Here is a 14,466-nt window from a genome sequence, read left to right on the forward strand (position 1 = left end):
CGCGACGAAAGCCTGCTCGCAGCACGGCGCGGACGGCACTGAACCTCATCCATGCATCGCGTACTTCCAGAGAAATTCATGCTGAAAGGAAACATACTCACGACCGATGGCTGGATCCACGGCACGGTCCGCTTCGAGAACGGCCGCGTGACGGCGCTCGAAGGACATATCGCCGATCCGCTCGCCAACGACGCGCCCTACATCCTGCCGGGCTTTATCGATCTGCACGTTCACGGCGGCGGCGGGCGCGACATCATGGAAGGCGGCGACGCGGCGGACACCGTTGCCCGCCAGCACGCGCAGCACGGCACGACGAGCCTGCTCGCCACCACGATGACCGCGCCGCGCGACGAACTCATGAGCGTCGTCGCGGGTCTCGGCGAACAGGCCAAACACCGCGCGGCGGGCGGCGCGCGCATGCTCGGCGTGCACCTGGAAGGTCCGTACATCAATCCCGGCAAGCTCGGCGCGCAGCCGGACGCGGCCGCCGTCGCGGTGCGCGACGAAGTGCTGAAGTATCTCGATCTCGCGCCGATCCGCGTCGTCACGATCGCGCCGGAAATCTCCGGTCATCTCGACATTATTTCGGACCTCGCGGCGCGCGGCGTGCGTGTGCAGCTCGGCCATTCGCTCGGCACATACGACGACGCCGTGAACGCGCTCAAGCACGGCGCGCGCGGCTTCACGCATCTGTTCAACGCAATGTCGCCGCTGCATCACCGTGACCCGGGCATGGTCGGCGCGGCGCTCGCGCATGCCGAATACGCGGAACTGATTCCTGATCTGCTGCACGTTCATCCGGGCGCGATTCGGGCCGCGATGCGCGCGATTCCGCGTCTCTACGTCGTGACCGACAGCACCTCGGCGGCCGGTATGCCCGACGGCGAATATCGCCTCGGCAGCCAGCACGTCACCAAATGCATGGGCGGTGTGCGCCTCGCGGACGGCACGCTCGCCGGCAGCACCCTGACGATGGATCAGGCGCTGCGCAATCTCGTCTCGCTAGGCATTCCGCTCGCGGACGTCTCGAATCGCCTGTCGCGTTTCCCCGCCGACTATCTCGGACTCGAAGACCGCGGCCGCATCGCGCGCGGCGCTTGGGCCGATCTCGTCGTGCTCGACCGGGAGCACGCGCTGACCGCCACGTACGTCGAAGGAGAATCAATTGTCGAATATGCTTAATGAGGCGCTCGAGTCCGCCGACGTCGTCGCGGCCCAGCTCGCCGATACCTCGCGCATCGAAGAACTCGCGGAAAAGCTCAAGGAACAGCCGCGCAATGTCGCGCTCACGGTCGCGCGTGGCAGTTCCGACCACGCCGCCAGTTATTTCGCAAGCCTGACGATGAGCCGCATCGGCGTGCCGGTCGCATCGCTGCCGATGTCCGTCGCGACGTTGCAGCAGGCGCCGCTGCGTGTCTCGGGCCAACTGGCCGTCGCGTTCTCGCAGTCGGGCAAGAGCCCCGATCTCGTCGGCACCATGCAGGCGCTGCGCGACGCGGGGGCGTTCACCGTCGCGGCCGTCAACGTCTCCGGTTCGCCGCTCGAAAGCGCGTGCGAATACTTCCTGCCGCTGCTCGCCGGTCCCGAACTGTCGGTTGCCGCGACCAAGAGCTATATCGCGATGCTGTCGCTTTCCGCGATCGTGATCGCGCACGTTCAGCGCGACGTCGAATTGCTGAAGGCGCTCGATTCGCTGCCCGAGAAGCTGCGCGCCGCCGGCAAGCTCGACTGGACGCGCGCCGTCGACGAACTGAAGAGCGTCGATCGCATGATCGTGATCGGGCGCGGCCTCGGCCTCGCCATCGCGCAGGAAGCCGCGCTCAAGCTGAAGGAAACGTCGGGCATTCAGGCCGAAGCGTTTTCCAGCGCAGAAGTGCGTCACGGTCCGATGGAGATCATCGACCGCGACTATCCGCTGCTCGTGTTCGCGCCGCGCGGGCCGGAGCAGGCGGGTCTCATCCAGCTTGCCGCCGATATGCGTGCCCGCGGCGCGCGCGTGCTGCTCGCAGCCCCAGCCGACGTCGCCGAAGCGGAACTGCCGCTCGTCGCCACGGACCATCCTGCGCTCGATCCGATCGCCGCGATTCTTTCGTTCTACGTGATGGCCGCGGGTCTGGCCGCCGCGCGCGGGCGCAATCCCGACGCGCCGCGCCACCTGAACAAGGTCACCGAAACCCATTGAGTGAGATAGCCGATGCGCCGTGCCGAGGAGTCACTGTTGAACCATTCCATCGATAACCCGAACGACGTCGTGCTGCTCGCGCCGTTCACCGGTCCCGTCGTGCCGCTCGCCGACGTGCCGGATCCCGTGTTCGCCGAGGGCATGTTCGGCGACGGCATCGGCATCGATCCGCTCGATAACGTGCTCGTCTCGCCCTGCGACGGCACCATCACGCATCTGGCGCGCACGCATCACGCCGTGACGCTGCGCACGAAGGAAGGCGCCGAGATTCTCGTGCATATCGGCATCGACACGGTCGAGCTGGGCGGCAAGGGCTTCACGCCGAAGATCCAGCAAGGCGCGACGGTGCGCGCGGGCGAGCCGCTGATCGAGTTCGATGCGGATTTCGTCGCGCAGCACGCGCCGAGCCTCGTTTCGGTAATCGCGATCGCCAACGGCGATGCCTTCGATATCATCGATCGCGCCGGCCGCGGCGTGCTGAAAGCGGGCTCGCGCCTGCTGGTTCTGCGCGCCAAGGACGGCGAGAAAGCCGAGACGGCGCGCGCGGGCGCGGTCGTTCTCGACGAAGCGCGCCGCAGCCTGACGCTCTCCCATGCGGGCGGCCTCCATGCGCGTCCGGCGGCGCGGGCACGCGAAGCTTCCCGCGGTTTCGACGCGAAGGTCGAAGTGCGCTACGAAGGCAAGAAGGCGCCAGTGGAAAGCGTCGTTGGCCTGCTCGGCCTCGGTGCGGGCGAGGGCGCGACCATCGAGCTCGTCGGCATCGGCGTGCAGGCGCAACAGGCGGTCGAAGCGGTCGCGGTGGAATTGGTGCGCGCGGCGCAAGGCGAAGTCGAAGAATCGCCCGCGCGCGAGAAGTCGCCCGCGCCGGTCGTGCAAGCCACGCGAACGGGCGAGCCGTTGCCGCCGAACACGCTCGCGGGCGTGTGCGCGGCGCCGGGCATCGCGATCGGCAAGCTGGTGCGCTGGGACGATCAGGAAATCGTGCCGCCGGAACAGGCGAGCGGCGCGTCGGCGGCGGAAAGCCGCGCGCTCGATAAAGCCATCGCCCAGGTCGATGCCGAACTCGGCGAAACCGTGCGTACCGCGTCGCAGCGCGGCGCGGTCGGCGAAGCGGGCATTTTCGCGGTGCATCGCGTGCTGCTCGAAGATCCGACGCTTCTCGACGCCGCGCGCGATCTCATCAGCCTCGGCAAGAGCGCGGGCTTCGCATGGCGCGAGGCGATCCGCGCGCAGATCGCGCTGCTCTCGAACGTGCAGGACGAACTGCTCGCCGAGCGCGCGGCCGATCTTCGCGACATCGAAAAGCGCGTGTTGCGCGCGCTCGGCCTCAACAACACGGCGGCGCTCGAGTTGCCTCAGGAAGCCGTGCTCGCCGCCACGGAATTCACGCCGTCCGATCTGTCGTCGCTCGACCGCACGCGCGTCACCGCGCTCGTGATGGCGCGCGGCGGCGCGACCTCGCACGCGGCGATCATCGCGCGGCAGATCGGCATTCCGGCGCTCGTCGCGATCGGCGATGCGCTGCACGCGATTCCCGAAGGCACGCAAGTCGTCGTCGATGCATCGGCGGGACGCATCGAGCATGCGCCGACCGCGCTCGACGTCGAGCGCGCACGCAACGAGCGCGAGCGGCTCGCGGGCGTGCGTGAAGCGAACCGCAAGCTGTCGCGCGAAGCGGCATCGACGAAGGATGGCCGCGCGATCGAAGTCGCCGCGAACATCGCGACGCTCGACGACGCGAAAGCCGCCGTCGAAAACGGCGCCGATGCGGTCGGCCTGTTGCGCACCGAACTGCTGTTCATTCATCGCCAGTCGGCGCCGACGGTCGCGGAGCACGCGCAAAGCTATCAGGGCATCGTCGATGCCTTGCAGGGCCGCACCGCGATCATCCGCACGCTCGATGTCGGCGCGGACAAGGAAGTCGATTATCTGACGCTGCCGCCCGAGGAAAATCCGGCGCTCGGGCTGCGCGGCATCCGGCTCGCGCAAGTGCGCCCCGATCTGCTCGATGACCAGTTGCGCGGCCTGCTCGCCGTGAAGCCGGCGGGCGCGCTGCGAATCCTGTTGCCGATGGTCACCGATTCCGGCGAACTGCAGCGCTTGCGTGCGCGCATCGACGAACTGGCGCGCGAAGCGGGCCGCACCGATCCGGTCGACGTGGGCGTGATGATCGAAGTGCCGTCGGCGGCGCTGCTTGCCGACCAACTGGCGAAATACGGCGATTTCCTCTCGATCGGCACCAACGATCTCACGCAGTACACGCTCGCGATGGACCGTTGCCAGCCCGATCTCGCCGCGCAATCCGACGGCCTGCATCCGGCCGTGCTGCGTCTCATCAAGGCGGCGGTGCAGGGCGCGGAGAAGCACGGCAAGTGGGTCGGCGTGTGCGGCGCGCTCGGCGGCGATCCGGTCGCGGCGCCCTTGCTCATCGGACTCGGCGTGACGGAATTGTCGGTCGATCCGGTGTCGGTGCCCGGCATCAAGGCACGCGTGCGCAATCTCGATTACCAACTGTGCCGTCAGCGCGCCGAGGATTGCCTCGCGCTCGAATCGGCTCAGGCAGTAAGAGCGGCAAGCCGCGAAATCTGGCCGCAGGACTGAACGTCTTCCCTGCAGCCAGCTTCACGGATGCCTTTTCAGCAATCCCCGAAGCAGCAAAGACAAGACCTATATTTTTTGGAGAACCCGATGGACGCCAACCCGTTTGCAAAGATGCAGCGACTAGGCCGCGCGCTGATGCTGCCGATCGCCGTACTACCGGTGGCCGGCCTGCTTTTGCGTCTCGGCCAGCCCGATGTCTTCAACATCAAGATGATCGCGGACGCCGGCGACGCGATCTTCACCAATCTGCCGCTCTTGTTCGCGATCGGCGTGGCGGTGGGCTTCGCGAAGGACAACAACGGCACGGCGGGTCTCGCCGGCGCGATCGGCTACCTCATCGAAGTGGCCGTGATGAAGGACATCAACGACAAGCTCAACATGGGCGTGCTGTCGGGGATCATCGCCGGTATGGTGGCCGGCTATCTGTATAACCGATACAAGGACATCAAGCTGCCCGAGTATCTGGCATTCTTCGGCGGCAAGCGCTTCGTGCCGATCGTGACAGGCGTCGCGTGTCTGGTGCTCGGCATCGTCTTCGGCTACATCTGGCAGCCGGTGCAGGCGGCCATCGACGGCGCGGGCAACTGGCTGACGACCGCCGGCGCGCTCGGCACCTTCGTGTTCGGCGTGCTGAACCGCATCCTGCTGGTTACGGGTCTGCATCACATCATCAACTCGCTCGCGTGGTTCGTGTTCGGCTCGTTCACGCCGCCCGACGGCGGCGCGATCGTGCACGGCGACCTGCATCGCTTCTTCGCGGGCGACAAGACGGCGGGCGGCTTCATGACGGGCTTCTTCCCGGTGATGATGTTCGGTCTCCCGGCCGCGTGCCTCGCGATGTTCCATGAAGCGCCGAAGGAGCGCCGCGCGATCGTCGGCGGCCTGCTGTTCTCCATGGCCCTGACCGCATTCCTGACGGGCGTGACCGAGCCGATCGAATACTCGTTCATGTTCCTGGCTCCGGTGCTCTACGGCATCCACGCAGTGCTGACGGGCCTGTCGCTCGCCATCTGCTCGGCGCTCGGCATCCATCTGGGCTTCACGTTCTCGGCGGGCGCGATCGACTACGTGCTGAACTACGGTCTGTCGCAGCGCGGCTGGCTGGCGCTCGTGGTCGGTGCGGTGTACTTCGTCATCTATTACGGCCTGTTCCGCTTCTTTATCCGCAAGTTCAACATGGCGACGCCGGGCCGCGAGCCGGCCACGACCGACGCCGAAACCGACGTGGCGCAAACCGTCGATGGCGGCCTGATTCCGCCCGTGCCCGGCGCGGCAGCAGCCGTGTCGAACACGCGCGCTGCGAAGTACGTCGCGGCGCTCGGCGGCGCATCGAATCTGACGCTCGTCGATGCCTGCACGACGCGTCTGCGTCTGTCGGTCGTGGATTCGGAGAAGGTGTCGGAGCCGCAGTTGAAGAGCATCGGCGCGCGCGGCGTGTTGAAGCGCGGCGCGACCAACGTCCAGGTGATCATCGGGCCGGAAGCCGATCTGATCGCCGATGAAATCCGCAGCGAACTCGAGCATTCGTCGACGCGCGGCGCAACGCCCGCATCGTCGACGCCGGCGCAACCGGTCGCGGCAGCGGTGAGCGGCGACCAGACGCCCGGCCCGCTCGATCCGGACCCGTTCCGCTGGCTCGCGGTGTTCGGCGGCGCGACCAACGTGGTATCGCTCGACGCGGTTGCGCAGACGCGCCTGCGCGTGGTCGTGCGCGATCCGTCGTCGGTGGATCGTCAGCGTTTGTCGTCGCTGGATGTGGCGTGGGTGTCGGCGGATACGTTCCACATCGTCGTGGGCGCGGCGGCGCAGCGCTATGCGGCGCAACTGTCCACGCGCTTGTCCGGCAACGGCGGCGGCGCTGCACCGATGCCTGCCTGAAGCGGTAATCGAAGCTCGATAACAAACGGCGCCCGCGGGCGCCGTTTGTGTTTTCAGCGAAGTGCCAAAGAAAAAGCCCGCCGTCTCGTCGACGGCGGGCTTTGCAATTTCTGCAATGGCACAGTCAATTGTTACGCGTAGTCATGCAACGCCGAGCGCATCTTCTTCATCGCGCTCGCCTCGATCTGGCGAATGCGCTCCGCCGAGACGCCGAACTCGTCGGCCAGTTCATGCAGCGTCTTGCCGCCCGAGCCGTCGTCCTGCACGTCGAGCCAGCGCGCCTTGATGATGCGGCGGCTGCGTTCGTCGAGCGATTCGAGTGCATCGGCGAGGCCGTCGCTTTGCAGCCTGTCGTGCTGCCGCGCGGCGATGACGTTAGTCGGCTCGTTGTGCGAGTCGGCCAGATAGGCGATGGGCGCGTACGCTTCCTCGCCATCCTCGACCTGGCCTTCGAGCGCGATATCGCCGCCCGACAAGCGCGTTTCCATCTCCGCGACTTCCTCGCGCTTTACGTTCAGCTCGCTCGCGAGACCTTCGATCTCGTCCGGCGTGAACGCGGAATGGCTGGTCTTGTGACTGCGCAGATTGAAGAACAGCTTGCGCTGCGCCTTGGTCGTCGCGACCTTCACCATGCGCCAGTTGCGCAGGATGTACTCGTGAATCTCGGCCTTGATCCAGTGCATCGCATACGACACCAGGCGCACGTTTTGCTCTGGGTCGAAGCGCTTCACCGCTTTCATCAGACCGATGTTGCCTTCCTGGATCAGGTCGGCGTGCGGCAAGCCGTAACCGAGATAGTTACGGGCGATCGACACGACGAGGCGCAGGTGCGAAAGCACCAGCTGGCGCGCGGCGTTCAGGTTGCCCTGCTCGCGGAATTCGGTGGCGTACTGTCGTTCCTCCGCCTGCGAAAGCATCGGAATACGGTTCACTGCTTGTATGTATGAATCGATGTTGCCGATCTGGCCGGTCAGCATCGACGACTGCGCGTACGTCAGCGCGCCTGCCGAAGATGCCTTGGCAGGTGCCGAGCTCACAACATTCGGAAGGGTCATCGCATTGGTCACGCTCATAAGCTCCTTATCAACAATTCACGTGCCGCTTAACGACCGCGGCAAGTCAGACACGATATTAGCACTCCAGTCCATCGAGTGCTAAGTGTTAGAGCAGAGGGGAATGTGGGAGTTCCCACAAAAACTATCGAATTTGCGGGTCCAATAGGACGGACTGTTGCGCGAGCAGCGGAAGAAACTACCGGAGGCTGAAACGTTTTCGCATCATTTACCTTACTTGCCCACTGTCGCGATCAGAAATTCTACAAACGGGGGCGCGCTGATGCGATTTCTGCAAATGTTTTAAAACGTCACTAGAATCGCCAAGCGACAGCAATTTACGAAACACACCCGCTATCCGAGCAAATTGGGGTGCAAATGCATAAAAACAAGAGTTCGTGGCCCCGCCCGCTAGCGCGCGTGGCGGTTTGTACTGCATTGGGTCTCGCGTCGGCGGCGGCTCATGCCGACCGATTCGGTGTCCAGATCGCCGGCGGCGTCGCCGACCACGACATCAAGAAGGCCGATCTCGGCCTGTCCTGGGATCCGGGCCTCACCTGGTGGGAGATCGGCGGTTTTCACTTCACGCTCATCGGCGAAGGTCACGTGTCCTACTGGCACACGACCGAGGACAACGCCGTGCATCCGAACATATGGGAATTCGGCATTACGCCAGTGCTGCGCTTCGTGAAGAGCTCGGGCTACTTCCGGCCGTTCATCGAGGCGGGCGTCGGCGTGCGGCTGCTCTCGCACACGCGCATCACCGAGGATTTCAGCGTCGGGTCGGCGTTCCAGTTCGCGGACATGGTGGGCGTCGGCATGATCTTCGGGTCGAAGCAGAGCTATCAAGCGGGATTTCGCTTTCAGCATCTGTCGAACGGCGGTATCAAAGAGCCGAATCCTGGTATAAATTTCAGCCAGCTATATCTGCAATACAACTTCTGACGAGGCGCCGGCGCATCGGTTCCTCGACACAAGGGGAATCGACAGATGCCGGCAAAAACCATTGAGGCCATCCGCGGCCTCGAGCGCGATCGCTTCCGTGCCATGGTCGAGGGCGACGGCCCGGCGCTGGACGCGCTGCTGGCCGAGAACGTCAGCTACGTCCACACGAACGGCAAGCGGGAGACGAAGCGCCAGTTCATCGACGCGATCACCGCGGGCCGCCGCCGCTATCGGCAGATCGAAATTCAGTCGCAGGATGTGCTGCCCGCCGGCCGCGATACGTGCCTCGTGTCGGGCCGTGCGCTGATCGAGATGGAATCGAAGAACGGCGCGCTGCTGTTTCCGATCGCCTACACCGCCGTCCATGTGCAGACCGAAGGCCAATGGCAGCTGCTGGCCCTGCAGGCGACGCGCGTGGCGCTCGAATAGCCACGCGCGCCGCCCATCACGCTTCCACGGCTTCGTCTTGCCGCAGGTTGTCCACGACGCGCCCGGAGCGGTTGACCGCGCTCACGACGGCATCGGCGACCGCGAGCGCCGGATTCGCATGCACCGCGACGCCGAAGCGCGTCGGCCCGTCTCCGACACGACAGCCGACGAACGCCGCCGTGTCGCCGTTCGCCGTCACGGACGTCTCGAACCAGTTCACGCTCGCGTCCACGCCGAGCGCGGCGGCGACCGCCTGCGCGTGAGCGTCGCCGCTCGTCGCAGCCACTACGGCCGGTAATGCGACGCGCCTTTCGAATACCGTAAGCGTCGAAACGTCGATGCGCGATACCGGCCCGCCCGCATCGAAATACTCGCGCTTGAAGAGCTCGCAGATCGCTTCGCCGCTGATTTCCGCGCCGGATGCATCGGTGACTTTCTGGACGGCGTGGCTGAATTCGATCTGCACGCGGCGCGGCGGCGTGAAGCCGAGACCGCGTTCGAGCAGATACGTCGAACCGCCCTTTCCGGACTGGCTGTTCACGCGGATCACGGCGTCGTAGCTGCGGCCGAGATCAGCCGGATCGATCGGCAGATAGGGCACTTCCCACACCGTGCCCGGCACGCGCTGCGCGAAGCCCTTGCGGATCGCGTCCTGATGCGAACCCGAAAACGCGGTGAACACGAGATCGCCCGCGTACGGATGGCGTGGATGCACCGGAATCTGATTGCAGCGCTCGACGACGCGGCGCACGGCGTCGATATCGGAAAAATCGAGGCCCGGATCCACGCCTTGCGTGTAGAGATTCATCGCGAGCGTCACGAGATCGACATTGCCGGTGCGCTCGCCGTTGCCGAAGAGGCAGCCTTCGATGCGATCCGCGCCAGCGAGCAACGCCATTTCCGCCGCCGCGACGGCCGTGCCGCGATCGTTATGCGGATGCACCGACAGCACGATGCTGTCGCGAAAGCCCATGTTGCGGTCCATCCACTCGATCTGATCGGCGAAGACGTTGGGCGTTGCCGCTTCGACGGTCGCGGGCAGATTCACGATCATTTTGTGATCGGGCGTCGGACGCCACATTTGCGCGACGGCATCGCAGACTTCGCGCGCGAACGACAGCTCCGTCATGCTGAAGGTTTCGGGCGAGTACTGATAGATCCAGTGCGTGTCCGGCCGCGCCGCCGCGCATTCCTTGATGATGCGCGTGCCTTCGACCGCCAGCGCCTTCACTTCGTCCTTCGACTGGTTGAACACGATCTTGCGGAACGACGGCGCGATCGCGTTATAGAGATGCACGATCACCTTGCTCGCACCTTCCACCGCTTCGAACGTGCGCTCGATCAGTTCGCGGCGCGACTGCACGAGCACTTCGATGGTCACGTCGTCCGGAATGCGCTTTTCGTCGATCAGCTTGCGCACGAAGTCGAAATCCGTCTGCGATGCCGACGGGAAGCCCACCTCGATTTCCTTGAACCCGATTTTCACCAGCATCTCGAAGAACTCGAGCTTCGCTGCGATGCTCATCGGCTCGATGAGCGACTGGTTGCCGTCGCGCAGATCGGTGCTCATCCAGACGGGCGCTTTTTCGATCGTGCGGTTCGGCCAGCGGCGGCCATTCAGACGGACTTGCGGAAACGGACGGTATTTCTCGGCGGGGTTCGGCATCATGATCGTCGATCTCTCTTCGGACGGTTTGCGTAGCGTCTGCGAGAGAGGCCGTGTCCGGCGGCTGGCCGGGCGTGGCGGCATGCACGTAAGACCGGGCGGCGCGCGCGTTCACACGAATCACGGGCGATGGTGACGCCTGCGACCAACGTGAACGTGCGCGAAGCAGCGTGCATGTGACCCTCGCGTTTCCGTTTCGCGGGATGCGCGAACGAAAAGCTGACGACTACGGTTGGTAAGAAAAGGTACTGCGGGAAACTTCTGGAGGACCGCGCGACTTGCGAACGCACGGCGCTACGTCTGGCGACTTACGCTAGACGTAGCGATAGGGGCCGCGCTAGGCGGCCCGAAATAATTCGGAGGGAGGAAAACTGGGTCAAGCGCATGCGTTCGACTTTAAACCAGCGTTGAATAGTGTGTCAAACGGGATTTTCCTGACCGGCGACCGGCTTGCGCACCACATTGGCGATGACTTCAACCTGGCGCGCGACCGCGGGCGGCACCGGCACATCGCCGCGCAGCACGGATTCGATCCAGCGCGCGGTGGTCGCGGCGTCGAGCGTCTCGGGCAGCTCGACACGCGGGGCGTCCGGCTGCGAATGCTCGGGCGCGATCAGCGTTTCGGCGTGGCCGTCGTGAAACCAGTCGACCTGCACCTGGCGGCGCGTGTCCGCGACGGCTTCGCCTTCCGTGCCGCGCGCGAGCAGTGCGCCGCCCGCCGCCGCGTCCGGATGCGCGGTGAAAAGCCCGGTGAGACTCTCGCGATATTCGGGATGCGTGTAGTTGACGAGCCGCAGGCCCGGGTCCGCGAACGGTTGAAGGATCTTCACGAGCGTATGTGTCGAATTGCGCACGCCCATGCGGCGTCTGAGCGTGAGCAATCGCGCGAGCTTCGGCGCGAGCACGGTGATCGGCGCGAAGGAGAGGCGGCGCGAGGCGAGGCTGTCTTCGATTTCATCGTGCGAAGCCGCGTGCGCGATGCCCAGTTCGGCGAAGATTTCGGCGCTCGTCACGCGGCCGGGATCGCCGGTGACACCGTGCACCAGGACCGGTACGCCTTCGCGCGCGAGCAGCAGCGACAGGAGCGGCACGAGATTGGGCGTCTTGCGTGCGCCGTTGTAGCTCGGGATCGAGACGGGCCGTGCGTGCTCGCGGCCATCCTGGACATGCAGCGGCTCGAACGAGCGATGCGCGGCGGAAAGCATCGCGGCAAGCTCGGCGGCGGTTTCGCCCTTGACGCGATAGGCCAGCAGCACCGCGCCCAGTTCGAGTTCGGGCACGCGATCGTCGAGCATCGCTTCGTAGAGCGCGTAAGTATCCTCGTGCGAAAGTGCGCGCGCGCCATTCGGCCCGCGGCCGATTTCCTTGATGTAGCGTGCGCAGGCGAAAGTGGGGGAAGCGGAGTCGGTCATCGGAGAGGTGCGCGATCGGGCGCTCAATTCCGTAATCTGAGCGATGCCGTTGCGCTTTTTAAGGTGCAGGAATGCTATTGAGTACCGCATTTGAGGAGCGCTGGCAAGGTTTGCCCATCGAACGTTTCGCGCGCTTTTCCGCCGATGCTTACTAAAACCACCGCGCCAGCCGCAGCTCCGAAGGCCGGTCGAAAGCTCGCTGAGCCAAGCCCGACAAGCTTCGCCACGATTTGTGCGCGCACGTTACACTCCTTGTTCTCGCCGGCCGTGAACGCCGACGCATTCGTCCGGAAATCTGCAAATCAAAACAGCATCAGGAGAGCGGGATGAGTTATGTGTTTCCTCCGGCGCCGGCAGCAGCCGTGCCCGTCGATGGTTCGAACGAGCAGTTTCCCGTGCGCCGCATCTACTGCGTCGGGCGAAACTACGAAGCCCATGCGCGCGAAATGGGCCACGATCCGGATCGCGAGCCGCCGTTCTTCTTCAGCAAGCCCGCCGATGCCGTGCTGAACGTTGCGCCGGGCTCGACTGCGGAATTCCCGTATCCGTCGCAGACGAAGAATCTGCACTTCGAGATGGAACTCGTCGCCGCGATCGGCAAGCAGGGCAAGGACATTCCCGCCGATAAGGCGCTGGACTACGTCTACGGCTACGCGCTCGGGCTCGACATGACGCGCCGTGACCTGCAAGCCGAAGCGAAGAAGCTCGGCCGTCCGTGGGACACGGCGAAGGGTTTCGACCGCTCCGCGCCGATCGGCCCGATTCATCCCGTATCGAAGGTCGGGCATCTGGAAAAGAGCGCGATCTGGCTGACGGTCAACGGCGAGGAAAAGCAGCGCTCGGACATCTCGCAACTGATCTGGTCGGTCGGCGAGACGGTCGCGTATCTGTCGACGCTCTTCGAACTCTTCCCCGGCGATCTCATCTTCACCGGCACGCCCGAAGGCGTCGGCGCGGTCGTGAAGGGGGACGTGCTGAAGGGCGGCGTCGACGGCATCGGCGAATTCTCCGTGCGCGTCGTCTGAGTCCGCGACCATGAAGCTCTACAGCTATTTCCGCAGCTCGGCGGCGTATCGCGTGCGTATCGCGCTGAATCTGAAGGGGCTCGATTACGAGTACGAGGGCGTGCATTTGCTGCGCGACGGCGGCCAGCAGTTGAAGCCCGAATATCGCGCGGTGAATCCGGACGGCATTGTGCCGGCGCTCGTCGATGGCGACGACGTTCTCACGCAGTCGCTCGCGATCATCGAGTATCTCGAGGAGACGCATCCCGAGCCGGCGCTCCTGCCGAAGAATCCGTCCGATCGCGCGTTCGTGCGTTCGGTCGCGATGCAGGTCGCGTGCGAGATTCATCCGCTCGACAATTTGCGCGTGCTCAAGTACCTGAAGCATCAGGTGAAGGTGCCGGATGACGTGAAGGACGCGTGGTATCGGCATTGGGTCGAGATGGGTTTCACGTCGCTCGAAACGCGGCTGGCCGCCGACAGGCGCGTCGGCGCGCTCACGTTCGGCGACACGCCGACCGTTGCCGACCTGTGCATCGTGCCGCAGGTGTTCAACGCGCGGCGCTTCGGCATCGACGTGAGCGCTTATCCGACGATTTCGCGCATCGCCGATCACGCCAGCACGATCGACGCCTTCGCGCGGGCCGCTCCCGCGCAGCAACCGGACGCCGAATGACGGCCGATTTCCCGAGCTTTCTGTCGGGGGCGGGATTGGGCGCGAGCCTGATCGTCGCGATCGGCGCGCAGAACGCCTTCGTGTTGCGGCAGGGTTTGAAGCGACGTCACGTAGGAATCGTCGTGTCGATCTGCGCGTTCATCGACGTGATGTTGATCGGGCTCGGCGTCGGCGGCATGGGGGCGCTCATTTCGCGTGCGCCCGTCCTGCTCGACGTGATCCGCTGGGCCGGCGCGATCTTCGTGTTCCTGTACGGCTTGCGCGCGTTCATCGCGGCGTGGCGCGGGCCGGGGCATCTGGACGCATCGGATGGCGATTCGCAGACGGCGGTGGGCGCGGCATCCACGGTGCTCGCCTTGTCGCTGCTCAATCCGCACGTTTATCTCGATACCGTCGTGCTGCTCGGCGGCATCGGCGCGCAACGCGGCTGGCCGGGCGACGCGTGGTTCGCGGCCGGCGCGATGTCTTCGTCGATCGTCTGGTTCACGGCGCTCGGCTACGGCGCGCGTCTTCTGGAACCGTGGTTCGAGAAAGACGTGTCGTGGCGCGTGCTCGATGTGATCGTCGGCTGCGTGATGTGGTGGATCGCGGCTTCCTTGCTCTTCGCGCGATAAAAAAGAG

At 65.1% G+C, this 14,466-nt stretch carries 12 protein-coding genes; 9 read left to right on the forward strand and 3 right to left on the reverse strand.

Annotation, left to right across the window (positions count from 1 at the left end; genetic code table 11):
* Positions 1 to 78: 78 nt before the first annotated feature.
* The 4 genes from nagA to nagE all read left to right on the forward strand — a co-directional run bounded on the left by nagA (position 79) and on the right by nagE (position 6,661).
* Positions 79 to 1,182: an N-acetylglucosamine-6-phosphate deacetylase gene (gene nagA / locus BG60_RS04610; RefSeq protein WP_008351739.1), complete on the forward strand. Its 1,104-nt coding sequence runs from the start codon at positions 79 to 81 to the stop codon at positions 1,180 to 1,182.
* Complete coding sequence (locus BG60_RS04615; protein WP_008351738.1) at positions 1,175 to 2,182, forward strand: SIS domain-containing protein; 1,008 nt, start codon at positions 1,175 to 1,177, stop codon at positions 2,180 to 2,182. The genes nagA and BG60_RS04615 overlap by 8 nt, the downstream gene beginning before the upstream one ends.
* Before the next feature lie 12 nt (positions 2,183 to 2,194).
* On the forward strand, positions 2,195 to 4,783 hold the full coding sequence (gene ptsP / locus BG60_RS04620) for a phosphoenolpyruvate--protein phosphotransferase (protein ID WP_167561842.1): 2,589 nt from the start codon (positions 2,195 to 2,197) through the stop codon (positions 4,781 to 4,783).
* Positions 4,784 to 4,870: 87 nt separating this feature from the next.
* The gene (gene nagE, locus BG60_RS04625; protein ID WP_034470518.1) at positions 4,871 to 6,661 is read left to right on the forward strand and encodes an N-acetylglucosamine-specific PTS transporter subunit IIBC; all 1,791 of its coding nucleotides are present in this window, start codon (positions 4,871 to 4,873) and stop codon (positions 6,659 to 6,661) included.
* Between the two features lie 131 nt (positions 6,662 to 6,792).
* Here nagE and rpoH read toward each other — a convergent pair whose 3' ends face one another.
* Positions 6,793 to 7,728: an RNA polymerase sigma factor RpoH gene (gene rpoH / locus BG60_RS04630; protein ID WP_008351733.1), complete on the reverse strand. Its 936-nt coding sequence runs from the start codon at positions 7,726 to 7,728 to the stop codon at positions 6,793 to 6,795.
* 363 nt (positions 7,729 to 8,091) lie between these two features.
* Here rpoH and BG60_RS04635 point away from each other — a divergent pair, with 363 nt between their 5' ends.
* Positions 8,092 to 8,658: an acyloxyacyl hydrolase gene (locus BG60_RS04635; RefSeq protein WP_034470522.1), complete on the forward strand. Its 567-nt coding sequence runs from the start codon at positions 8,092 to 8,094 to the stop codon at positions 8,656 to 8,658.
* A 45-nt stretch (positions 8,659 to 8,703) separates the two neighbouring features.
* Positions 8,704 to 9,087 (forward strand): nuclear transport factor 2 family protein, encoded by a 384-nt coding sequence (locus BG60_RS04640; RefSeq protein ID WP_008351729.1) that lies wholly within the window; start codon positions 8,704 to 8,706, stop codon positions 9,085 to 9,087.
* Between the two features lie 16 nt (positions 9,088 to 9,103).
* Here the strand turns inward: BG60_RS04640 and leuA are convergent, their stop codons facing one another.
* Together leuA and ybiB are read right to left on the reverse strand one after the other, a co-directional pair.
* Entirely contained in the window at positions 9,104 to 10,756 is a 1,653-nt protein-coding gene (gene leuA / locus BG60_RS04645) for a 2-isopropylmalate synthase (protein WP_008351725.1), read from the reverse strand.
* A 416-nt stretch (positions 10,757 to 11,172) separates the two neighbouring features.
* Positions 11,173 to 12,165 carry a DNA-binding protein YbiB gene (gene ybiB / locus BG60_RS04650; protein ID WP_034470525.1) on the reverse strand — a complete coding sequence of 331 codons (993 nt, stop codon included), beginning with the start codon at positions 12,163 to 12,165 and terminating at the stop codon, positions 11,173 to 11,175.
* 326 nt (positions 12,166 to 12,491) lie between these two features.
* Here ybiB and BG60_RS04655 point away from each other — a divergent pair, with 326 nt between their 5' ends.
* From BG60_RS04655 to BG60_RS04665, 3 genes are read left to right on the forward strand one after another with little or no spacing between them, the layout of a single operon-like run.
* On the forward strand, positions 12,492 to 13,190 hold the full coding sequence (locus tag BG60_RS04655) for a fumarylacetoacetate hydrolase family protein (protein ID WP_008351720.1): 699 nt from the start codon (positions 12,492 to 12,494) through the stop codon (positions 13,188 to 13,190).
* Between the two features lie 10 nt (positions 13,191 to 13,200).
* On the forward strand, positions 13,201 to 13,845 hold the full coding sequence (maiA, locus tag BG60_RS04660; protein WP_008351718.1) for a maleylacetoacetate isomerase: 645 nt from the start codon (positions 13,201 to 13,203) through the stop codon (positions 13,843 to 13,845).
* Positions 13,842 to 14,459 carry a LysE/ArgO family amino acid transporter gene (locus BG60_RS04665; RefSeq protein WP_008351716.1) on the forward strand — a complete coding sequence of 206 codons (618 nt, stop codon included), beginning with the start codon at positions 13,842 to 13,844 and terminating at the stop codon, positions 14,457 to 14,459. The genes maiA and BG60_RS04665 overlap by 4 nt, the downstream gene beginning before the upstream one ends.
* Positions 14,460 to 14,466: the final 7 nt, after the last annotated feature.

Origin of the sequence: Caballeronia zhejiangensis (genome assembly GCF_000698575.1) — a bacterium.
Classification (GTDB): Bacteria; Pseudomonadota; Gammaproteobacteria; order Burkholderiales; family Burkholderiaceae; genus Caballeronia; species Caballeronia zhejiangensis.